This is a genomic window from Tumebacillus lacus (assembly GCF_026410385.1).
Classification (GTDB): domain Bacteria; phylum Bacillota; class Bacilli; order Tumebacillales; family Tumebacillaceae; genus Tumebacillus; species Tumebacillus lacus.
Window position 1 is genome coordinate 298,916 of record NZ_JAPMLT010000003.1, and the last position, 21,335, is coordinate 320,250.

18 protein-coding genes are annotated in these 21,335 nt (G+C 59.8%); 4 read left to right on the top strand and 14 right to left on the bottom strand.

The genetic code is table 11. The annotated features are described in order from the left end of the window. Positions 1 to 63: 63 nt before the first annotated feature. Positions 64 to 864 (bottom strand): GTP pyrophosphokinase, encoded by an 801-nt coding sequence (locus OS242_RS08770; protein ID WP_267151299.1) that lies wholly within the window; start codon positions 862 to 864, stop codon positions 64 to 66. Positions 865 to 1,016: 152 nt separating this feature from the next. Then, positions 1,017 to 1,313 (bottom strand): hypothetical protein, encoded by a 297-nt coding sequence (locus OS242_RS08775; RefSeq protein WP_267151300.1) that lies wholly within the window; start codon positions 1,311 to 1,313, stop codon positions 1,017 to 1,019. A 208-nt stretch (positions 1,314 to 1,521) separates the two neighbouring features. Here OS242_RS08775 and OS242_RS08780 point away from each other — a divergent pair, with 208 nt between their 5' ends. Next, entirely contained in the window at positions 1,522 to 2,460 is a 939-nt protein-coding gene (locus tag OS242_RS08780; protein ID WP_267151301.1) for a coiled-coil domain-containing protein, read from the top strand. 53 nt (positions 2,461 to 2,513) lie between these two features. On the opposite strand, the gene OS242_RS08785 is transcribed toward OS242_RS08780, so the two are convergent. The 8 genes from OS242_RS08785 to OS242_RS08820 all read right to left on the bottom strand — a co-directional run bounded on the left by OS242_RS08785 (position 2,514) and on the right by OS242_RS08820 (position 13,671). Then, positions 2,514 to 6,206 carry a UvrD-helicase domain-containing protein gene (locus OS242_RS08785; protein ID WP_267151302.1) on the bottom strand — a complete coding sequence of 1,231 codons (3,693 nt, stop codon included), beginning with the start codon at positions 6,204 to 6,206 and terminating at the stop codon, positions 2,514 to 2,516. Next, positions 6,196 to 9,471, bottom strand: coding sequence for a PD-(D/E)XK nuclease family protein (locus OS242_RS08790; protein WP_267151303.1), 3,276 nt, complete (start codon positions 9,469 to 9,471; stop codon positions 6,196 to 6,198). The genes OS242_RS08785 and OS242_RS08790 overlap by 11 nt, the downstream gene beginning before the upstream one ends. A 111-nt stretch (positions 9,472 to 9,582) precedes the next feature. Further along, on the bottom strand, positions 9,583 to 10,038 hold the full coding sequence (locus tag OS242_RS08795; protein WP_267151304.1) for a cupredoxin domain-containing protein: 456 nt from the start codon (positions 10,036 to 10,038) through the stop codon (positions 9,583 to 9,585). Between the two features lie 98 nt (positions 10,039 to 10,136). Then, complete coding sequence (locus OS242_RS08800; RefSeq protein ID WP_267151305.1) at positions 10,137 to 10,646, bottom strand: DUF6843 domain-containing protein; 510 nt, start codon at positions 10,644 to 10,646, stop codon at positions 10,137 to 10,139. 95 nt (positions 10,647 to 10,741) lie between these two features. Further along, positions 10,742 to 11,482 carry a hypothetical protein gene (locus OS242_RS08805; RefSeq protein WP_267151306.1) on the bottom strand — a complete coding sequence of 247 codons (741 nt, stop codon included), beginning with the start codon at positions 11,480 to 11,482 and terminating at the stop codon, positions 10,742 to 10,744. After that, positions 11,479 to 12,048 carry an RNA polymerase sigma factor gene (locus OS242_RS08810; RefSeq protein WP_267151307.1) on the bottom strand — a complete coding sequence of 190 codons (570 nt, stop codon included), beginning with the start codon at positions 12,046 to 12,048 and terminating at the stop codon, positions 11,479 to 11,481. The genes OS242_RS08805 and OS242_RS08810 overlap by 4 nt, the downstream gene beginning before the upstream one ends. A gap of 76 nt (positions 12,049 to 12,124) precedes the next feature. Next, positions 12,125 to 12,715 (bottom strand): class I SAM-dependent methyltransferase, encoded by a 591-nt coding sequence (locus OS242_RS08815; RefSeq protein WP_323372925.1) that lies wholly within the window; start codon positions 12,713 to 12,715, stop codon positions 12,125 to 12,127. Continuing rightward, positions 12,712 to 13,671: a TIGR01212 family radical SAM protein gene (locus OS242_RS08820; RefSeq protein WP_267151308.1), complete on the bottom strand. Its 960-nt coding sequence runs from the start codon at positions 13,669 to 13,671 to the stop codon at positions 12,712 to 12,714. The genes OS242_RS08815 and OS242_RS08820 overlap by 4 nt, the downstream gene beginning before the upstream one ends. 404 nt (positions 13,672 to 14,075) lie before the next feature. On the opposite strand from OS242_RS08820, the gene OS242_RS08825 reads away from it, so the two are divergent. After that, positions 14,076 to 14,684 carry a superoxide dismutase gene (locus OS242_RS08825; protein ID WP_267151309.1) on the top strand — a complete coding sequence of 203 codons (609 nt, stop codon included), beginning with the start codon at positions 14,076 to 14,078 and terminating at the stop codon, positions 14,682 to 14,684. Positions 14,685 to 15,026: 342 nt separating this feature from the next. On the opposite strand, the gene OS242_RS08830 is transcribed toward OS242_RS08825, so the two are convergent. Beyond that, entirely contained in the window at positions 15,027 to 15,494 is a 468-nt protein-coding gene (locus OS242_RS08830; RefSeq protein ID WP_267151310.1) for a HEAT repeat domain-containing protein, read from the bottom strand. Positions 15,495 to 15,774: 280 nt separating this feature from the next. Here OS242_RS08830 and OS242_RS08835 point away from each other — a divergent pair, with 280 nt between their 5' ends. Together OS242_RS08835 and OS242_RS08840 are read left to right on the top strand one after the other, a co-directional pair. Beyond that, positions 15,775 to 17,061, top strand: coding sequence for an ATP-binding protein (locus tag OS242_RS08835; RefSeq protein WP_267151311.1), 1,287 nt, complete (start codon positions 15,775 to 15,777; stop codon positions 17,059 to 17,061). Then, the gene (locus OS242_RS08840; RefSeq protein ID WP_267151312.1) at positions 17,058 to 18,329 is read left to right on the top strand and encodes an ATP-binding protein; all 1,272 of its coding nucleotides are present in this window, start codon (positions 17,058 to 17,060) and stop codon (positions 18,327 to 18,329) included. Before OS242_RS08835 ends, OS242_RS08840 begins: the two co-directional genes overlap by 4 nt. A gap of 44 nt (positions 18,330 to 18,373) precedes the next feature. Here OS242_RS08840 and OS242_RS08845 read toward each other — a convergent pair whose 3' ends face one another. The 3 genes from OS242_RS08845 to OS242_RS08855 are packed head-to-tail and all read right to left on the bottom strand — an operon-like array spanning position 18,374 to position 21,331. Continuing rightward, complete coding sequence (locus tag OS242_RS08845) at positions 18,374 to 19,123, bottom strand: energy-coupling factor transporter transmembrane component T family protein (protein WP_267151313.1); 750 nt, start codon at positions 19,121 to 19,123, stop codon at positions 18,374 to 18,376. Then, a complete protein-coding gene (locus OS242_RS08850; RefSeq protein ID WP_267151314.1) occupies positions 19,116 to 20,750 on the bottom strand; it encodes an ABC transporter ATP-binding protein in 1,635 nt (544 codons plus the stop codon). The genes OS242_RS08845 and OS242_RS08850 overlap by 8 nt, the downstream gene beginning before the upstream one ends. Beyond that, positions 20,750 to 21,331, bottom strand: a complete 582-nt coding sequence (locus OS242_RS08855) for an ECF transporter S component (protein ID WP_267151315.1) — start codon at positions 21,329 to 21,331, stop codon at positions 20,750 to 20,752. Before OS242_RS08855 ends, OS242_RS08850 begins: the two co-directional genes overlap by 1 nt. Positions 21,332 to 21,335: the final 4 nt, after the last annotated feature.

Here is a 21,335-nt window from a genome sequence, read left to right on the forward strand (position 1 = left end):
ACTAATTGGGGTCTTGACCAAAAAAGTCAGAGGTCTTTTTGTTTTTGTCGTGGTGTCTGTCGATCAATAGGAGCGGTCCGTGTCCACCAAACCGCAGAGGGTCTGCTTGATCTCGTCGGCCAGCTCGACCAATTTCACGATGTCGCCGCCTTGCGCCTCATGGAAGCGTTGGTGGTAGTCGGCCGCCAGTTCGATGTGGCCTTCGCGGATCATCTTTTCGAGGTTTTTGAGGATCTCTTCGACGGTGTTCGATTTGGTTTCGAACAGCACCTGCGCTTCTTTGATCTCTTCGCGGATCGCCGACATCTCGCCGTCGAGGTGGTAGGACGCTTCGGCGGCGCGCACGAGGCGCTCCTTGACCGGCTCCGGGATGTTGCCTTTGTATTTGTAGTTCAACGAGTGCTCGATCGTCGCCCAGAAGTTCATCGCCAGCGTGCGCAATTGGATCTCCGCCAGCAGTTCTTTCTCGCCGTCGGCCGTCTGCACCGGATATTTGACGATAAAGTGGTAGGAGCGGTAGCCGCTCGGCTTGCGGTTGGTCACATAGTCGCGCTCTTCGACCACCGTCATGTCTTTGCGGTTGCGGATGTGCTCCGCGATGCGGTGCATATCTTCCGCGAACTGGCACATGATGCGAAGACCTGCGATATCCGGCACCAGTTCGACCTGCTCCAGCGGGATGTTCAGCACTTTCGCTTTTTCGATGATCGAAGATACTTTTTTCAAGCGGCCGGTGACAAACTCGATCGGCGTGTACTCTTCTTTGCGTTTGATCTCCGTGCGCATCGAGCGAAACTTGACTTTCAGTTCTTCCACAGCCTGCTCATAAGGAAGCAAGAACGTATCCCAATCACGTCCAAACACACGGGACGCCCCCTTCTATTGCCGATTCATCTGATGCTCCATACAGAATCATAGCAAATCTGCGTGCAAGATGCCATTTCCCTGTCGCGCTTTACAGCGGTCCGCAAGGCAAAAAGGCACCCGCTGCCACGCGGATGCCCTTATTTCGGCGATTATATCGCTTGACCGTATTCTTTAATAAAACGGTTGGTGTGGATGCGGACGTAGTCGATGCGCCCTGTGTCGTCGGTGCGGAAATGCACGGTGACAGGAATCCATTGTCCCTTTTCGCGGGAGACGAGCACCGTTTGGTGGTGGCCGCGCTTGTGTTCGTGCGGGTTGACGAGCTCTGCTGTCAGCAGGCGCTCGCCGAGTTGGTCGGCCGATTCGGGAGTGAGGATCGTTTCGTTTGGCATGTATTCGCCGACGATGGTCTGGACGGCAGTGATGTAATCCGGGTATGTGAGCATGTCGCAGGGTGCCTCCTGTGCCAAGAAAATAGGTGTGCAAAGTCTATTGCCGATGATAGCATATTTTCTTTACATTTCAACTGCTGAATAGTATTATGGGCTCAAACTCCTCAGAATGGCTTGTCTTTCCAATACGTGGATTCGCTCTGCACCCGTGCGGTGGGGAGATGCAATCCCTGTTTCACTTCTTTTTGAGGAGGAGTTTTGGATGACCAACGAAGAAATGGTGCTTGTGATTGTGACCAGAGTCTCTGATGTCATCGAGCGGATGTTCGATGAGAAGTTTGACCAGAAGTTCGATCTGAAGTTTGATGAAAAGTTCGATCAGAAATTCGATGAAAAGTTTGATCAGAAATTCGATGAAAAGTTTGATCAAAAATTTGCACAGGTCAAACGCGAGCTGAAAGGTGAATTGGGCGCGGAGTTCCGATCTGAGGTCGGCCACCTCCGCAGTGAGATGAACGCGCAGTTCGTGCTGATGCGTGTGGAGATCGAACAGTTTAAAGATCGTTTCACAGCGTTGGAGCAAGTCACCCATGCTCTTGAGGGGAAAATGGGTTCGCTGGATGACCGAGTCGGTGTCCTCGATCACCGCTCCGTCATGGTAGAGGTCAAGCTCGACAGCGTCCTGGAAAAAACGCGCCTGCTCGATACCAAAGTAGACAACCTGAGCCGCACATTCGAAGCCAAGCTGAACAACCTGAGCCTCACGTTCGACGCCAAGTTGGACAACCTGAGTCTCACGTTCGACGAAAAGTTGGACGCTGTGAAATCCGAGTTGATTTTGATCAATTCCAGAATGGAAGCTCTCGATTCCAAAATGGAAGCGCTCGATTCCAGAATGGAAGCTCTCGATTTCAGAATGGATGCTCTCGATTCCAGAGTGCAAGCGCTCGATTCCAGAATGGATGCGCTCGATTCCAAGATCAACGATCTGTTCCAGATGTTCCACCGGCTTGATGCCAGGATCAGCGAGATTGAAGAAAGACTGGACATCATCCGCACTCAGACAGCCACCAACGCCGAGATGGCTGCGACTGTGGACGATCTGAAGGTCGATTTGGTCATTCATCAGAACACGTTTCAGTCTGTGCAAGACGCGATCAACAGCCAATTCAAACGCAGACGGATCAACAGGCACTTCTAATGCTGCTTCCTATAAAAGACTCCCTGCCACGCAGGGAGTCTTTCTTTTCCCGATCACATCCCCTTGCAGATCCCCCGATACCCGCATCCCCCGCAACGACGCTCCTCCGCCGTCCGAGCATACTCCTCCGGGTGCTCCGCCATCGCGATGTGCTCCAACGCCGCTTCCGCTTGCCCCGCGAATGCTCGCAGTTCCGCCTCGCCGGTCGGCACCGCCGCTTCTTGCGCCAATGCCGTGAAGTACAACACCGCCCGCTCCACGTCCCATCCGAGCAACTCTCGCACCACCATCGTATACAACTTCAACTGCGGCGCATACTGCCTGACCACATCCGGAAGCCGAGCCTCCGTCAGCCGATTCGTCTTGAAATCGATCACGACCGCCTGCCCGTCCTCCCGCCGAATCGCCTTGTCAAGCACCCCGGTCACCTCATGCCGTCCGAGCGCATAGCGGAACATCATCTCCCGCTTTTGCTCCGCCGCCTCTTGCACCTCGCGGAACAATCCGCTGTTCAGATACGCATCGAGATCCCGCCGCAACACCGGCTCCCACGCCTCTGTCGCAGGGCCGACGATCCCCTGCTCCGCCAACGCCCGCCGCATCGCCTGATCCGCCTGTGCCGGTTCGTCTGTCCACTCCAACACGCGGTGCACGAGCGTCCCGCGCAACGCCGGATCGAGCGCCGTCTCCTCGCGAGCCGCCGCTGGTTCGTCATCAGCCGCATCCCGGCCGCCCGACTCCGGCAACCGCCACTCATACCGATAGAAATACAAGCGGGGACACTCCAAATAGGTCATCAACGCGCTCACCGACACGGTAACCCCTCTGCCCTGATCCGTTCTCGGCACCGGGGCACGGAGCAGCGGAAACGCCTCCGTCACCGTCTGCCGAGCCCCCTCGGCGGAGACAACGGACGCGGCCGCTTCTCTTTCGGCCAGCGCGACCTCGCGCCACGCCGCCACTGCCTCCGCAGGATCGCGCACCAGAGCTGGGTCAAGAGCATGTACCGGCACCACATCCGCCATACCGCCCGCTTCCGCTTCCACGCCGCCATCCATCACGCCATCCGCCGCGTCAGCCTTCGACGTCCACCGCACTTCCGGCCACTCCGCCCGGATCGACGCTTCCATCTGCGACAGCCTGCCTTCCGCCATCGCCGCCACCAGCCAGTCGAACCAACGAGAGCTGTCCAGCGTCACCGCTTGCTTGGGCTCATCGCGCGTCCCGACCAGCAGCAGATAGTCGCGGGCACGCGTCATCGCCACGTACAATTTGCGACGCTCCTCCGCCAGCGACTTGCGCCGCTCCCGCTCCCGCAGGGCCGCCGCATAGCCGAGATCATTCCACGCCTCCTGCTCGGCAAACGACACGACCAGCCCGTACTCCGGCGCATAGCGAAACTTCCCGTCTGACCGCGCACTCGCCTCCCGCGCCATGTCCGGCAAGATCACCACCGGAAACTCCAGCCCTTTCGACTTGTGCACCGTCATGATCTTCACGACATCGCTTTGATCCGACTCCACCTGCGCGTCCTCTTCATCCGCACCGTCTTCGATCTGCCGCGACACCATGTCCAGAAACGCCGGCACCGATGCCCGCTTCGGCGGTTGCTCCAGCGAGAGATCGAGCAATTTTCGCACGTTCCCGACCTTCTGCACACCGCCGAACGTCAGCAACACCGCCTGCTCATACCCTGTCTGCTCCAGCACGTCGGCCAGCAGTTCATACGCCCCGCGAAACACGACGCCCTCGCGCCAAGCCCGCAGCCGCTCTTGCGCCGCCGTCAGCACCTCCCGATCCCGCTCGGAGATCCGGTGCCAGTTGGCCGTCTCCCGCCAGTCATCAGCCAGCAACCCTTTGCGCCCCAGCCAATAGATCGCCTCGTCCGACACGCCAAACAGCGGCGAACGCAAAGCCCCGATCAGCGGCACCACCGCACCCTGCAACGCCACCGCCTGCAACACCTGCACCAGATCCCACACTTCCTGCCGCCGGAAAAAGTGACGCGAGCCGACGATGTAATAGGGAATCCCCGCCTCCTGCAACGCATGCTCATACAGCGACACATGCGTCATCGCCGCAAACAGCATCGTCACATCGCGGTATTGCACAGCCCGCAGCCCGTCCGCCGTCGGCACCAGCGCCTCTTGCTGGACCATCTCCTGAATGCGCCGTGCCACCGCCTTCGCTTCCTGCATGCGGTTCCCGGCACTGTCCCCCGTCTCCGGCAGATGCAAAATTTCCACCGTCGCGGCATCCTGTGCAGCCGCCCGCGTCGCTTCCATCGGCTGGTACTCGACGCCGTCCTCCCCGGACGCCATCACCCGCGCAAACAACCGATTCACAAACTCGATGATCGGCCCCTGCGTCCGAAAGTTATGAGCCAGCGAGAGATGCTCACCCCCGCGTTCCCGTATCTCCCCTTGCGTTTGCAAAAAGACATCCAGATCCGCGCCGCGAAACCGGTAGATCGACTGCTTCGCATCCCCGACAACAAACAAGCGCAACTGCTCATTCCCCGCCGTCAGCGCATCGAGCAACAGCTTTTGCACCGGATTCGTATCCTGAAACTCATCCACCATCAAATATCGCAACCGCTCCGCCTGCGCTTCCCGCACAGCCGGACGCATCAACAGCTCCACAGCGCCGTTTTGCAGATCGGTAAAATCGAGCGCCCCTTCCGCCCGTTTGCGCTGCCCGTACGCGGCATGCACCCGCTCCAGCAGAGCGCAGACATCGCGCACCGCCGTCACCATGCCCGGCGGCACCAGACAGCGCGCCAGTTCGACCGCCGCTTCCTTCAAGGGGGGCACGTCCTCTTTCAATTCCTTGATCAGCACGCCCCACCCGTCCGGCAGCCCGGCCAGCCACGCGCCGATCTCCTCCTCATACAGAAAGCCGCTCTGTCGCCAACCATGCAGCCGCTCCGAGATCGACGGCCACTGCACCTGCAACTGAGCCGCCCGTTTCGCCGAGCCTTTCGACGTATCCTTCTTCGACAGATCCAACTGCGCGATGTTCCGCAGACGCAGTTCCAGCGCGTCAAACCACTCGGGAATCCGCGACGTCAACCGTCCAAGCCGTTCCACCGTCTCCTCCGCCATGCGGGCAAAGTCTTCCGTCTGTTCCCGCACCCCGTTGTAAAACGGCTTCACCGCCCCGACCAACGCCTCATACCCATACTCCCCGACCAGCCGAATCACCGCTTCCTCCTCGCCGTCGAGCCCTTCGTCGAGCACCTCGCGCACCGCCTCATCCAGCCAGCGGCGCGCCTCGCTCTCCTCCGCCACCGCAAACTGCGGATCGACCCCCGCCTCCAGCGGATACTCACGCAGCAGTTCCGAGCACCACCCGTGGATCGTCGTGATCGTCGCCCGCTCCACCTCTTCCTTCAGCAGCCCGATCCGCCGCCGCTCCGCCGGATCGGCCTCCGCCAACCACACGGCGAGCCGCTCCCGGACGCGGGCCTTCATCTCCCCGGCCGCCTCCTTCGTAAACGTGATCGCCACAATATTCCCAGGTCGGCTCGGCGCATGTACCCCAGCCTCCGCCTCCGATACACCGTCCGCACTCTCAGACGGCGGCAAGATCAGCGGCCGTCCCGCCAACATCGCCGTATACCGCTCCGTCAGCACCCACGTCTTGCCCGCCCCGGCACCGGCCGACACCGACAGATGCTGATTTAGCCCCGTGATCGCCTGCCACTGCTCTGCCGTCGGACGCACATCCCGCTTCTCATTCGCCATCTGACACCGCTCCTCTCCCGTTTCGCTTCATCGCCCGCAGCCGGTCATACCGGCACGCCTGACGATACTCGCAGTAGTCGCACACCTTCTCGTCCCCCGGCTCCACCGGAAACTGCCCGTCCGCCATCCTCTCGCGATATCGGCGCAGCATCGCCTCACTGCCCGCCAACAACGCGTCCCATTCCTCGCTCCCGAGCTTGAGCCGCTTTTTGCCCATCCCGAGATCCTGCAGATGTTCCGCTTTCACCAGCGCACCGGTCGTCCGATCCGCCTTTTCAATCGAAACGTACGCCCCGCCGACAGCCGAGCCCTCTCCAAACAGCGCCTGCTCGACCGCCTTCAGATACACAGGCAACTGAAAATCCAGCCCCTGCTCAATCGCCTTGGGCATCGCCTTCGTGCCCTTCGTCTTGTAATCGACGAGGTAAAACGCCCTCGCCCCCGACTCAGTGCCCGCCACATCGATCCGGTCGATCTGCCCGCGAAATTTCAATCCGGCGACCGTCACCGGCTCCGTCTGCGAACGCGGGTCCTGCTCCGGCCCAAACTCCATGCCAAACACCCACTCCAGATAGCGCGGCACCAGCGGCAACCCGAGCGTCTCCCACGCCTCGATCTCGCTCTCCACATACTCCTGCAGCCGCCGCAGCATCCGCTCCTTCGCCAGCTCCTGCCGCTTCCCGCCGGCCTTTTGCCGCCCGGACTGCGCCTTGCGCCACTGCCTTTCAAACACCAGCGGCAACTCCCCACGCAGACGCTCGACCGCATCCGATGTGATCCGCTCCACACAGGTCAGCGGACGGTACAACTCATGCAACACCGCATGATACAGGTTGCCTTTCTCCAGCGCGGACAGCTCTTCTTCCTCCTCCTGCTCCTCTTCCAACCTCAACACACGCGACAGGAAAAATTGATACGGACACGCGCCGTACCGATTAAACAGCGACACGCTGTACACCCGTTCCTCCGAAAACGCCGCCGCCAACTCCCGCTGCGCCTCCGGGTCCTGCAACGCGCCGTCAAACGGCGTCCTGCCAGGCTGTGCGGCACGCTCCAACTCCCCTTGCGCCTGCCGCAACACCTGCCACCACCTCGCAGTGCCACCGGCAGCCGTCACCGCTTCCGGCGGCACTTCGCCAGACGTCGCCGCTCGGGCTGCCAGCCAGTCCCGCACCTCGCGTCGATTGGAGATGCGTCCCTGCTCCGCCGGATACAGGGCCGACCCGGACAAATACGCATCCTTGTCCCGCTCCTTCAACGCCGGACACAGCCCGCAGACCTCCTCGACATACCGTGACGGCAGATCCCGCTTCGACCCGCCGACATAGGAAAGAAACGCGCCTTCCCGCGCCGTCTGCCAGCCCATCAGGAAAAACAGCTTCTGCTGATCCCCCTGCACATGTGCGGACAGCAGCGGCATCTCCGCCGCCAACTCTTCGCGCAGCCCTTCCCGCAGCAACCACGGGGTACTCGGCGGCACCGGCCACGCGCCTTCATTCAGCCCGACGAAAAACACATACCGGAACGACAGCCCTCTGGCAGCCGACGGCTCCAACACGGTCACCCCGCCGCGACGCCCGCGATCCGGCCGCACCTCTGCCGCTTCCAACTGCCGGCGTATCCACCCGACACATTCACCGCGCGTCATCGTCTCCGCACCGAGCAACGCTTCCGTCTTCACCACGCCGTCGAGCACCGCGACCAACGCCTCCCGCGCTTGCAGATCGCGCTGCAGATCCGCGCCGCTCAGCTGGCCCGTCCGATACCGCTCCGTCCACGCCGCGTGCATCTTCGCCGCCGGTATCCAACCGCGCAACGCATCGGCCATCTCGCTCCCCGTCGCCGCCACAGGCAGCGCGGCCAACTTCTCCGCCAAAAATTCCAACCAGCCCGCGACCGCCTGCCAGATCTCCGCCGCTTCCCCGTCGGCCGAAACCAGCGCCGTCGCCAAACGAGACCGCCACTTCTCCAGTCCCTTCACCACACCGAGCCCGCGAGCGGCCGCCATCACCTGCGTCTCACGCCCGCGCAACGGGTGCTCCCACCACCACAGAGCACCTGCCGCCCGCTGCAACGCCTCGCGATGCCAGTCCTCGTCCGCGACCGCGCACAACGCCAACAGATCGCGCACCCACGGCACATCGGCCGCGCGCATCGTCGCCGCTCGCTCCACCTGGATGCCTTCCGCCGCCAGCACCCGTTGCCCCGTGCCGCCGACCCGCCATTCCTGCGGCGTCAGGATCGCGATCTCATGCGGCGACACACCGTCCGCGCACAGTTCCTTGATCCGTTTCGCGACCCACAGCCACTCCTTCTCCACCGTCCGGGCCGCAAACACCTCCACGTTCGGCGCGTCTGACACCGGTTCCGCATGCGGCGCAAACAACCGCTCCCGAAATGCGAGCAAATCCTCAGCAACAGCATCGTCCAAAGCCGCACCCGCATCCGCGACCTCCACCTCAAACCCGCGCTCCGCAAACTGCCCGATCATCCGCTCCATCTGGGCGGCCGCTGCTTCCAACCACGCCCACCGCTCCTTTTGGTACGGCAAATAAACCAACACCTGCTCCGCGCTCAGCACTTGCTCAAGCACGCTCCACTGGTGCGGTTCAAAGTCGGTAAACGAATCGACATACACCCGCGTCGCGCCGGGAAACGCCGCCTGCAGGCCATGCTTCAAAAGCCACCTTGCCGCCTCCAGATACGTCTCCTCCGTATCGAGCAGCACCGCTTCCCCGGCCCGCAGCTCCGCCTGATATGCCGCATACACGTCGGCCAACGCCTGCACATCGGCCGCATCCCGCGCACCGGAACGCGCCCGGCTGCCCGCGATCTCCTGCAGCCGCTCCGGCTCGATCCGCGCCCGCTTCAGCTCCCCGATATGTTGGCGAAACGCCGCCACCACACCGGGCGAGTGCGACCACGTCTCCCACGGCGAGCCTTGATACGTACCGTCCATCCCGCGCATCACCCGTGCCGTCAGCCGTTCGGCCGTCAACGCATCGATCCGCGCCACAGCACGGTCGCCGCTGCGTCCGCTCCGAGCCAGCACCGCCTCGACGACCTCATACAGCGTCAACACCTGCTCCCCCGCCGTTCCGGGCAGCCCGGTCAAGATCTGTTGCCGCACCGCGCCTGCCAATCCCCGCGTCGGCACCAGATACAGACACGACTCCCCTTTCCCGTCCTGGATCGCCCCGGCCACTTCCGCCGTCCACACCTCGCGCAACGCGCTGTCAAACGGTCCGCAGATCACTTTTTTCATCATTCCGACCTCCCTTTCTTCGTTAACATAACTTCTACCTCACCACCTCCTGATCCTTTTTGCGCACACAAGAAAAAAGAGGCAGCCCGCACCCGGCTGCCTCTTCCCGTCCTACTCTTCCACTCGCAAATACCCGACCATCGGCCCGTTCTTTTCCTTCGACGGGTGCGTCAGGCACACGATCGGATACGTCCCTGCCTTCTTCGGGGTAAACGTCACCGTCGTCACCTTGCCTTTGACGACGTTGCCTTTCACGCCGAGCCCGATGATCTCGAAGGGGTGCGCCTTGCCTTTCACGCCGTAAAAATGCAGCGTGACCGGCTTGTCCTTTTGCACCACCAAAAATCCGGGGTCCCAGCGGTACACTTCCATCTCCGGCGTCGTGTCGGTCGCCTTTGCCGAGATTTCATTGGTGACGATCCAGTACTCCTGCTTCGGCTCGACCGGCTTTTGCGACACGTGCGTCGTGCTCAGATACGACTTGGTCTCCGCGTGCACGTGCTTGGGCAACACGATGCCGGTCGCGACCAGCATCCCGAGTGCGGCCAGCAACAGCTTTCGTTTCATCCACTCTCGCCTCCTTCCTTTACAGGTAGGATTCCCCGCCGTCCCCGAAAACATAAAAAAAGAGCAACCCGTCGCAGGCTGCTCTCCTCCGCCGCTTCCTAGTAATAACGGCGCGGCTCTTCTTTTTTCTTCTTCATATGCTCTTCATGCTTCGTGCGGTTCCACTCTTGCCACTGCTGTTCCGTACCGACGTAGAAACTGCCGGTCAGCGGGCCCGAGAGATCGTCTTCGTCACGGCCGAGGAAGATGCCGTGGATGTCCTTGCCGTAGACCAGTTCCGTGCGATTGCCGTTCGCGTCCACATAATAATACAGATCTTGCGCCACGCCGGAGTTCGGTTGCTTCGTCACCGTGTCGAGCTTGCCGTCCGGCGGGATGGTGAAGACAAAATGATCGCCGTCCTTCGTCAGCTCCGGTGTGCCTTCGATCCAGTACTGCACAACCACCGGACCGTTGTACCCTTGCGGAATCAGATAGACATCTGCCTCGCGCGGTTTGTTCTTATCATAGAGATAGGCCAAAGTGCCGGCAAAGACAATCACGAGCACACCGATCAACACGATCATGCCGCGTTTAAAGCTTCGCTCTTTTTGAATCGGATCAGCCACACTGTTTCACCCTTGTCTGTCAAAAATGAGTTGTCCAGTAGCATTATAGCATACTAGATGTGTCATTTTCGCAACAAACTCGCTTCCTAAATTGTTTATCGCACTCCCGGCAACACAATCTCCTGCATCGGTGTCAGTTCCGCTCCCGCCTCGTCAAACACGCGCACCCGCACCTTCTGCCCCGCATAGTCCTTGAGCAGCAGGCTCGGCACCGACCACACCTGCAGCCGGGTCGGCTCTTGGCGGATTCTCACCTGCAGTTCGCCGTCGGCCAGCCCGTACGCCTGCACACTCCCGTTGAGCAGATACAGGCCAAATTCTGTCTCTTCATCGAGCATCTGCTCGGGCGGCAACTTGAGGTCGCGCATCTGTTCCGCCGTGATCTGCCCGGAGAAATAAAACGCGAGCTGCCCCGACCCCAGATCGGGCACCGTCGTGTCGTATTTCACCACTTCCTGCGGTGTCGCCACTCGTTTCGCCGTGTCCGTTGTCATGTTGGCTGCCGCGGACGAAGCGGATTCTGTCGCGGATGTCTCCCCTCTCGCCTTCGGTTCTCCCGCCTGGCTGTAGAGTCCCGCACCCTGCTCCGTCTGCGAAGCGGTGAACGGATCGGCGATCAACAGCCCCGCCCAGACCGCAGCCGCCGCCGTCAAGCCCGTCAGCCCCCGGCCCAGCCAGCGCGAACGGGTCTCCGCATGCGTGCGCCGCTTGTATTCGCGCACCACCCGCCGCTTAAAACGCGCCTCGTCAAACTCCGGTCCCACCGGCAGTTCGCCCTGTTGCGGTCGGATCGACTTCAGTTCCTCGTCGAGGCCTTCCCACTGTCTGTCGGTCATTTCACGCTCACTCCTTTCTCCGCAGACTCCGGCGCAAACAGCTCATCCTCGCCAAGCAACTCCTGCAATTTTTTCATCGCCCGATGCAGCGTCGTGCGCGTCTTCGCCGACGACCAGCCGAGGATCTCCGCCGTCTCTTCCGTCGAAAACTCATGGAGCATCCGCAGCACCACCACATCGCGGGCGTCTTTTTTCAACTGCAACAGACCTTCGCGCAGCCTCGCTTCCCGTGCGCCCATCACCGCCTGTTCATGCGGCGACGGCTCCTCGCTGACCACGTCAAACGCCTCCGACAGCGAAAACAACGCCTTCAACCGCTTCTTGCGGTACCAGTCGGCCACCGTCCGGCGGGCGATCGCCAAGATCCACGTCTTGGGACTGGCCAGCCCCTGATATCGTTCCGCCCCGATCAGCACCCGGACGAACACCTCCTGCGCGATGTCCTCCACATCCTGTCGCCCCCGCACATGATAGCCGATATACGCAAATACATCGCGGTGATACAGCCGGTACCACTCGTCCAGATCCCGTTCCACCATCTCTCGTTTGTCCCCCGCCTTCTCCACCAACGCGTTCTTCTGCCTATCTAGTCGCGGCCCGCCCCCTTTTTGTTACAGAGCCGCAAACACGAAAAACTCCCCATCATGTCGATGGAGAGTTGCGCTTTTCGATGGCGAGCAGCACGGGCGGGTCGTTTTTCTGGTTCCAGAACTGATAGAGCAACACGTGCGCCCGCTTCTGATCCAGCCCCTTCGCCCACTCCAGCACCGCCTGCGCCTCTTCTTTGCCCTGCGGATGCCCGGAGTAGAGCATCGCCGTCACCAGCCCGCCGGGTGCCAGCAGATCGAGCGCCGCTTCGAGGGCGGGCAATGTCGTCGACGTCACCGTCACCCGCTCCTTGTCACCGCCTGGCAGATAGCCGAGGTTGAACGTCACCGCCTTGACCTGACCGCGATGCATCGCAAGCCGCTCCCCCATCTGCTCATGCCCGGCCTGCCACAGCGTCACCCGCTCCAGCACACCGGCCTCGTCGAGCCTCGCCTTGGCGCTGGCCAACGCCTCCGCCTGCACATCAAATCCGTACACCTGCCCGTCCGCGCCCGTGCACGTCGCTAAAAACAGCGTGTCGTGCCCGTTGCCGACCGTCGCGTCGACCGCGATGTCGCCCGGTTCCAGCACCTTGGACAGGATCTCTTTCCCATAGCCGAGCAGCGGCTTCAGCGTCAAGCTCATGCTTCCGTCGCCACCTGCTTTTTCTGATAATACTTGCCCTGCCACGAGTTGCGCCGTTTCATCTCATCGTCGATCCCGTTGAGCACCGACCATTTGTCCAAGCTCCACAGCGGACCGATCAGCGTATCGGGCGGACCGTCCCCGGTCAGGCGGTGGATCACCATGTCGGGCGGCAAGATCTCCAGCATGTCACAGACCAACTTCAGATAGCGGTCCATATCCAAAAACTCGACCAGCCCCTGCTCATGCTGCTTGACCATCGGCGTGTATTTCAGCAGATGCAACAGGTGGATCTTGATCCCCTGCACATCCATGTCGGCCACCGCTTTCGCCGTCTGCATCATCATCTCATCCGTCTCACCCGGCAGGCCGAGGATGATGTGCGAGCAGACGCGGATGTCCTGTTTGCGGAGCCGCTCCACCGCATCGAGATACGTCTGGAAATCATGCGCCCGGTTGACCAGTTCGGCCGTCTCTTCATGCATCGTCTGCAGGCCGAGCTCCAGCCACAGATACGTGCGCTTGTTCAGATCGGCGAGGTACTCGACCACGTCGTCCGGCAGGCAGTCCGGCCGTGTCGCGATCGACAGCCCGACCACGTCCGGCTGGGCGAGGATCGTCTCATAGTACTCGCGCAGCTCTTCCACCGGCGCGTACGTGTTGGTGTACGCTTGGAAATAGCCGAGGTATTTCGCTTTCGGCCATTTTTTGTGCATCTTCTGGCGGATGTCGTCAAACTGCTGCACGAGGTCATCGCTGCGGTTGCCCGCAAAGTCGCCCGACCCGCGCGCCGAGCAGAACGTGCAGCCGCCGGTCGCCACCGACCCGTCGCGGTTCGGACAGGTAAATCCGGCGTCGAGCGGCACTTTGAAGATCTTCTCTCCAAAAATGCCGCGCAGGTGATGATTCCATGTATGATAGCGTTTATCTCCCCAGAGGAGAGGTTGTTGTTCCATTGCGTGGTCACCCCTTTTTCAAACAGTCTCTCCTATTGTATCACATCCGACAAAAAGCCCTCTTGGAGAAAGAAATCCGCATCCGCCCACCGTTTTTTGAGCACCGAACCAAACCTTTTGGACATATGATACAACACATCAGCGGGTCATGATGCAGGTCTAGGACGAGAAAGTACTTACCATGCACCTCTCCGATCAAACGCTTGCAAAGAAAAAGCCCCTTTGCCCCTCTCCGGCAAAGGGGCTTTTTCTTGTTCCACTCCCCCGGCTGACGTATGAACCGCCGAGGTCGCGAGTATCCTAGTTCGTGGGATGCGTTACAAAAACACCACTTGGCTTTCCCATCTTTATAAGATAAGATACAAGTATGTATAATAACTCGACTACATAGGAGGTTTTTCCCAATGGCACATCAACTCCCGGCACTCCCGTACGCGTTTGACGCACTCGAACCGCATTTTGACGCGCTGACCATGGAGATCCACCATGACCGTCACCACGCGACCTACGTAAACGGCCTGAACGCAGCTCTGGAAGCACACGCAGACCTGCAAGGCAAATCCCTGGAAGAGCTGCTCGCAAACATCGACGCGCTTCCGGAAGGCATCCGCACCCCGGTTCGCAACCACGGCGGAGGCCATCACAACCACTCCCTGTTCTGGGAAATCCTCTCCCCGAACGGCGGCGGCGAGCCGACCGGCGCAATCGGTGACGCGATCAACGCGGCATTCGGTTCCTACGAGAACTTCAAAGCCGAGTTCACCAAAGCGGCTACCACCCGTTTCGGCTCCGGCTGGGCATGGCTGGTCGTAAACAACGGCAAGCTCGAAGTCACCTCCACCCCGAACCAAGACTCCCCGGTCATGGAAGGCAAAACGCCGATCCTCGGCCTCGACGTCTGGGAGCACGCGTACTACCTCAAGTTCCAAAACAAACGCCCGGACTACATCGGCGCGTTCTACAACATCATCAACTGGGACGAAGTCAACAAGCGCTTCGCAGCTGCGAAGTAATTCGTCTTTCATAAAAAACAACCGACTCTCACTGCAGAGTCGGTTGTTTTTTATTTCTCATACACATACCCGATATCTCTGAGGTCTTTCAACAACTTCTCTTGATCCAAAGAAATCAAAAAATCATCCTCACTTTCCCAATCATCTCCCGCGGAAATTCGACGTCTCATACAGGGCTTTGCGATTACGAAAGAATTGAAGCCGTTTTTCAATGTTGTGTGGGTGGAGCTTGTTTTTCACGAATTTTTTCTAGTTTCTTGATCACTTTTTTCGCTTCGTTGCGATATCCGGCAACTTGGTGAGTCAAAAAAGGCTCCACATAGGGAATTAAGTTCGAGTTCTTCAAGCCCCAATCGCATCAATCGCATGCAAATTCACATCCTGATCGTGTAACAACTCGAGTAAGACAGATGCTTCCTTTGCACCCCCGAGTTTCCCAACTAGCGTTACAATCATCTGTCTCGATCTTCCATGCTCTTTGTTCTTAATGATCTCTACATATTCGTGAAGTTTAGACTTATCCCGGATGATTTCTAACGAATTGCCGATCGCCCATTTATAGTAGTGACTATCAGATTTACGGTACTCCTCGATAAGAAACGAAGTCACCTCATCGTATCCCTTTACCCCTAAACATCGTACCAGTGTTTGCTTGTCCCGTTCATCTGTGATCGTTTGCAGATGTTCTAAAAGAACAGGTATGACAACTTTGTCCTTTGGACCGATCTTCATTAGATCGTTTAACCCAGAAATACTGTATCCAAGCTGATTAACTTGCTCAATTAATCGATTCTTATCTAATGGGATCATGGTACCTCCTCACTTCTTAGCTTCTATATGAGTGTAATCTTGCCTATATCGATTCTTGTTAGCCCCTGTCCACTCCTTCCACCTCGCCAGCACTTCCTCTCATTCTGCGACTCGCATGTCTCATGGCTCAACCCCACTTGAATCCTTCCTGATTTTCCCGCAAAAGATATTTAAAATGTCGAATCATCGTGCAGGAATCTGTGTTTTCTTGTCGAATTCATGTCGAAACGTGACGAACGAACGCCTGTATTCTGTTTGACTTGATTGAGGTGAAAACCAGTTGTCCGGTATTCAAGACTTATTTCTGAATTTCCTGTTGATTTTGATTCCGATCTTTATCTACCAGTCGTTTTGGGTGGAACGCCGGGACTTCGTGCCGCATCGCAACCGCGCCGCGATCACCGTGCTCACCGCCGTTTCCATACTGCTGTGCATGACCTTCCCGCTGCGTCTGTCGCCCGACTATCTCTATGACCTGCGCTTGATCCCGCTTCTGCTCGGCATCCTCTACGGCGGACGCCGTTCCGGGCTGTTGCTGATCGCCGTGTTGTTCGCCTATCGCCTGTTTCTGGGCGGCAACGGACTGTGGGTGGCGCTCGGGACGTACCCGGTCGTTCTGCTGATCGCCTTTTGGCTGGCTCCCCGCTTCCGCTATTTTGCGAGAGGTCAGAAAGTCATGCTCGCCGTCCTGCTGGCGACGCTTTCCTCGACGCTGGTCAACCTCGTCATCCTGCTCTCCGAAGGGATGCCTTTCTTTGAGAATGAGCATCTGCCGCTGTTTGCCGCCTATACGCTTCTTCACGCGTTCGGCATGTGGCTCGCTCTCTATCTGATCGAAAACATGCGGGAAAAAGTCCACATGCGCCGTGAGATCCAACGCGCCGAAAAGCTTCAGGTGCTCGGCGAACTGGCCGCCTCGCTGGCCCACGAGATCCGCAATCCGATGACGGTCGTGCGCGGCTTCCTCCAACTCCTGCTCGAAGGCCGCCTCGACAAAGAAAAAGAGGCCCTCTTCCTGCGCATGAGCATTGAAGAACTGGACCGCTCGGAAAAGATCATCACCAACTACCTGTCCTTCGCCCGTCCCAAAACGGAAGAAGAGCAGATCTCCTTCGACGTCGGGGAACGCATCGCCCACGTCACCGGCATCATCTCCTCGTTTGCGCTGTTGCGCAGCGTCGAGATCCGCCAACACACGGAGCTCGGGCTGTTTGTCGAGGCCGATCCGTCCAAGTTGAGCCAAGTGCTGGTCAACCTGTTCAAAAACGGCATCGAAGCGATGCCCACAGGCGGCACGCTGACGATCCAGGCCGGCCGGGAAAACCGTCACGTCATCATCGACGTGCGGGACACCGGCATCGGCATGACCAAGGAAGAGACGGCGCAGCTCGGCAGCGCCTTTTACACGACGAAAGAATCGGGCACCGGCCTTGGCTTCATGGTCTCCTACCAACTGATCCAAGCCATGAACGGCACGATCGAAGTCACCAGCGAAAAGGACATCGGCACCCGCTTTAAAATCTCCCTGCCCGCCGCTGACGAAGAGATGCGAGGTGAGCCTGCATGAGCGAATTTAAAGACCTGTTGTTTAACGTGCTGATCGTCCTGTTGCCGATCTTCCTGTTCCAAAGCCTCTGGGCGGAGAAATCCACCCAGTGGTCGCGCTCCCGGCACCGGGCGGTGATCTCCCTGTTTTCCATCCTGTCTCTGCTCCTCGTCATGACCGTCCCGGTGCGCCTCGTGCCGGGTTTTCTCTTCGATCTGCGCCTCGTGCCGATGGTGATCGGCATCCTCTACGGCGGCTATCGGGGCGGAGCTGTGCTCGTCGCAGCCTTCTTTCTTTATCGGTTCGCCATCGGCGGAGTCGGCGCGCTGTACATGTCGCTGACCTTCCCGCTGATGTTCCTGCCCGCCTTTCTGTTGATCCCGTATTTTCCGAGATACGCCAGACGGACCAAAGTGCTGGTCGCGATGGGACTCGCCCTGCTGGAACTGGTGATCCTGGTCGTTGTCGCGCTCTGGCAAATGCACGATCAGATGCAGATCCCGCCGCTTTCCAATCCGCTCATGCCCTTCTTCCTCTGCCTCACCGCCATCACGCTGCTCTGTCTGTTCATCGCCGTCTACCTGCTGGAAAGCACGCGGGAAAAAGAGGTGATGCGCTATCAGATGCATCGCAACGCCAAATGGCAAGGCATCGGCGAATTGACCGCTTCGATGGCGCACGAACTGCGCAATCCTTTGACGGTCGTGCGCGGCTTTCTCCAACTCTTGCAACGCGACGGCGTCGATCCCCAAAAGCGCGAGACGTTTTTGAAAATGGGCATCGAAGAGCTCGACCGCTCCGAGAGCATCATCCGCAACTACCTCTCTTACGCCAAACCGCAGTTCGAACGCATGGAGGCGGTCGACGTCTGCGAGCGGATCACTCACGTCACGGGGATCATCTCACCGTTCGCCACGCTGCGAGGCGTCATGATCGATACGGTGTGCGAACACAATTTGAGCACGATGGCCGACCCGGAGCAGCTCAGCCAAGTGCTGATGAACCTGCTCAAAAACGGCATCGAAGCGATGCCGGACGGCGGTACTGTCACCGTCCGCGCCTACAAGCGCAGTCGGCAACTGATCATCGAGATCGCCGACTGTGGCGTCGGCATGACCCCGGATGAGCTGACCAAGCTCGGCAATCCGTTCTTCACCACCAAAGAAAGCGGCACCGGGCTCGGCCTGATGGTCTGCTACCAGATCATCCACTCGATCAACGGCCGCATCGACGTGCAAAGCGAAAAAGGCAAAGGCACGCAGTTCACCCTGCTCTTGCCCGCTCTCTAAACAGCAAAAAGCAAGTCTCCGGACCGGAGACTTGCTTTTTTTGTTTACTTCACCAGCACCCACACACCCACGTGCAGCACGGCGAGGATCACCAGATACACCCCGTCGCGCCACGTGATCGGCACCGTGCGGTAAAACGTGCGGTTCCACGAGCCGTCAAAGCCCCGTGCTTCCAATGCGACCGCCACTCGCTCCGCTTTGCGGATGCCCTGAGCCAGCAGCGGCACGGTGTAGCGGAGCACCGCCTGCACCTTGCCCCGTATCCCCGGTACGCGGGCCACGCCGCGCACGCGATGCGCCGCTTTGACCTGCTCGTACTCCTCTTTGAACATCGGCAAAAATCGAAACGCGGCCAGCATCGCATAGGCGATCTTCGGCGGCAGTTTGCACTGTTGCATCAAGGACAGCACCAGTTTGGTCACATCGGTCGTCTCGGTGAACAGCAGCCCGTAGCTCACGAACGCCATCGTCCGAAACCCGATGTTGAGGCCGTTGCTCAGCCCCTCCTCCGTAAATCGGAACCAACCCAGTTCATACACCACCGTCGTGCCTTTGCCGTACGCCGCGAGCATCCACGTCGTCGTCGCCAGCAAGACCAAAAACGGCGCGATCCGCACGAGGAATCGCTTCAGCGGAATCCGAGCCACCGTCAGCGACAGGAGCACCGGAATCGCCAGCAGATACAGCGTGGTCACCGGGTCTTTCGCCACGATCAACAGCAACATCGCGATCAGATGCAGAAACAGCTTGATCGACGGATTGACCCGGCTGACCAGACTATCGGTCTCAGACATGCACGGCACCTTCCTCCCGTTCGCGCACCCGGCGCTTGTACTCATACGCCAGCGGCTCGTTCAGCGACGCGTGGCGCAACAGGTCCGGCCGGGCAAACAACTCCTGCGGCTGCCCGTCAAAGAGCAGCCCGCCCTCGGCAAACACCAACACCCTCGTCGCATACGCTGCCACGATCTCCATGTCATGCGTCGCCATCAGGATCGTCGTGCCCTGCCCGTTGCGCTCGGCGAGGCGCTGGAGCAGTTCTTCCGTCGTCGCCGCATCCTGCCCGAACGTCGGCTCGTCGAGGAGGAGCAACTCCTGATTTTTCAAGAGCATCCCGGCGACGCTCAGCCGCCGCTTTTGCCCCTGAGACAGCGTGAACGGGTTTTTGCCGCGCAACTCCTCAAGGCGGAAATCGACCAGCAACCGCTCCGTCTCCGCCTGCACCTGCTCCTGCGGCCATCCGGCGAGCTTGCCGCCAAATGCGACCTCCTCATAGACCGTGTCGGCGATAAACTGATGCTCCGGGTTTTGAAACACAAATCCGACCGCGTCATACAACGCTTCTGATTTGTAGCTCTTCAGTTCCTTTTTCTTCCACAAGACCTTGCCTTCCGTCAACTCGTGCAGACCGCCGACCGCCTTCAGGAACGTGCTCTTGCCCGCTCCGTTCGCGCCGACGACCGCGACCCACTCGCCCGGCCGCACCTCGACGTCCACATCCGACCAGACCCGCAGGCCGCTGCGGTACGTCAGCCCGCCGCCCTGCACAGCCAGCAGCGGTGCATCCGCTTTTCGAACCGCCTGCTCCATCTGCGTCTCGACCGCCCGCTGCTCAAAGCGGGCCGCCTGCTGAGTCAACGAAGCACCCAGTTCATGGCCCGGAAGCAACAGCTCCGGCCACGTCACCGGCCACAGGCGCGGCGTCCAGATCCCGTACCGCTTGATCGCATCGGCGTGATCGCGCAGCACATCCTCCGGTCGCCCTTCACCTTCGATCCTCCCCTGCGATCCGAACAGCAGCACCCGGTCGACCGCTTCCATCGCACCGTCCAGTTTATGCTCGATCAGCACAAGCGTCTTTTTGCCATGCAGGCGGCGGATGTCCTCCAGCACATAACGCGTGTTCTCCGGGTCAAGCTGCGCCGTCGGCTCGTCAAAAAACAGCACATCCGGCTCCAAAGCCAACAGACACGCCAAAGCCAATCGCTGCTTCAACCCGCCCGACAGCTCATTGATCCTGCGGCAAAGCGGCACATCCAACCGCACTTCCTTCATCAAGGCCTCGATTCGTCCGCGCATCTCGGCAGGCGGCACCATGCGATTTTCCAAGGAGAACGCGATCTCGTCCTCCACCGTCATCATGCAAAACTGCGCATCCGGGTCTTGGAACATCACCCCGACCCGGTCCGGCCGGTAGACCGTCCCTTTCATCCACGCATCGACCGAGCGCGGGATGATCCCGGACAGCACCAGAGCCAGCGTGCTTTTGCCGCTGCCGCTCGGGCCGAGCAGGAGCACGCTTTCCTTTTCTTCGATCGAAACACTCATCTCGCTCAGGGCAGGCGTTTCCCGGTCAAAAAATTGCACAGACACCCCTTCACAGCCGAGAAAGGGTGTCTTGTTGAGGTGCGTATGGTTCATTAGAACGGCCGTTCCATCTTTTTCTTGACGATCGCGTAGGAGTTCAGCACGCCGGTCTTGACCAGCAGACCTGCCACCACTTGTGCGAGGAGACCTGCAAAGATCGCCCCGGACAGCACGCGCAGCACGATCTTCGCCGTCATCGCCGTCGTGTTCAGCTCCGCCAGGTAGCCGGAGAACGCGTCGTACACAAGGCTCGCCGCACCTGCAGCCGCGCCTGCCAGCAGCAGCACCGGGAGCTTGAAGTTTTTGTAGCCGAAGATCAGGAAGATCACCTCGGTCGCCGCGCCTTGCGCCAGACCGTAGAGCAGCGTCGACAGCCCGTACGGACCGCCCATCAAAAGCTCCCCGGAAGCGGCCGCCACTTCAGCCAGCAGCGCGATGCCCGGCTTTTGCACGATCAGCGCGGCCAGCACGCCCGCAAAGAACCAGACCCCATAAATCGAATCGCCCGCGCCCGGAAGCGCTGCGTCCAAGCCCATAAACAGCGGAGCCCACCCCACGTAGAGAAAACCACAGATGATCGCCAGGATCACCGTGATCATCACTTCGCGGAAGTTTACGACATTGCCAGTTTTCATGTCC

Excerpts from the sequence above, each read along its gene's own strand:
- OS242_RS08775 (WP_267151300.1), bottom strand. The coding sequence starts at position 1,313 with ATGCTCACATACCCGGATTACATCACTGCCGTCCAGACCATCGTCGGC.
- OS242_RS08780 (WP_267151301.1), top strand. The coding sequence starts at position 1,522 with ATGACCAACGAAGAAATGGTGCTTGTGATTGTGACCAGAGTCTCTGAT.
- OS242_RS08785 (WP_267151302.1), bottom strand. The coding sequence starts at position 6,206 with ATGGCGAATGAGAAGCGGGATGTGCGTCCGACGGCAGAGCAGTGGCAG.
- OS242_RS08790 (WP_267151303.1), bottom strand. The coding sequence starts at position 9,471 with ATGAAAAAAGTGATCTGCGGACCGTTTGACAGCGCGTTGCGCGAGGTG.
- OS242_RS08795 (WP_267151304.1), bottom strand. The coding sequence starts at position 10,038 with ATGAAACGAAAGCTGTTGCTGGCCGCACTCGGGATGCTGGTCGCGACC.
- OS242_RS08805 (WP_267151306.1), bottom strand. The coding sequence starts at position 11,482 with ATGACCGACAGACAGTGGGAAGGCCTCGACGAGGAACTGAAGTCGATC.
- OS242_RS08815 (WP_323372925.1), bottom strand. The coding sequence starts at position 12,715 with ATGAGCTTGACGCTGAAGCCGCTGCTCGGCTATGGGAAAGAGATCCTG.
- OS242_RS08820 (WP_267151308.1), bottom strand. The coding sequence starts at position 13,671 with ATGGAACAACAACCTCTCCTCTGGGGAGATAAACGCTATCATACATGG.
- OS242_RS08825 (WP_267151309.1), top strand. The coding sequence starts at position 14,076 with ATGGCACATCAACTCCCGGCACTCCCGTACGCGTTTGACGCACTCGAA.
- OS242_RS08830 (WP_267151310.1), bottom strand. The coding sequence starts at position 15,494 with ATGATCCCATTAGATAAGAATCGATTAATTGAGCAAGTTAATCAGCTT.
- OS242_RS08840 (WP_267151312.1), top strand. The coding sequence starts at position 17,058 with ATGAGCGAATTTAAAGACCTGTTGTTTAACGTGCTGATCGTCCTGTTG.
- OS242_RS08845 (WP_267151313.1), bottom strand. The coding sequence starts at position 19,123 with ATGTCTGAGACCGATAGTCTGGTCAGCCGGGTCAATCCGTCGATCAAG.
- OS242_RS08850 (WP_267151314.1), bottom strand. The coding sequence starts at position 20,750 with ATGAACCATACGCACCTCAACAAGACACCCTTTCTCGGCTGTGAAGGG.
- OS242_RS08855 (WP_267151315.1), bottom strand. The coding sequence starts at position 21,331 with ATGAAAACTGGCAATGTCGTAAACTTCCGCGAAGTGATGATCACGGTG.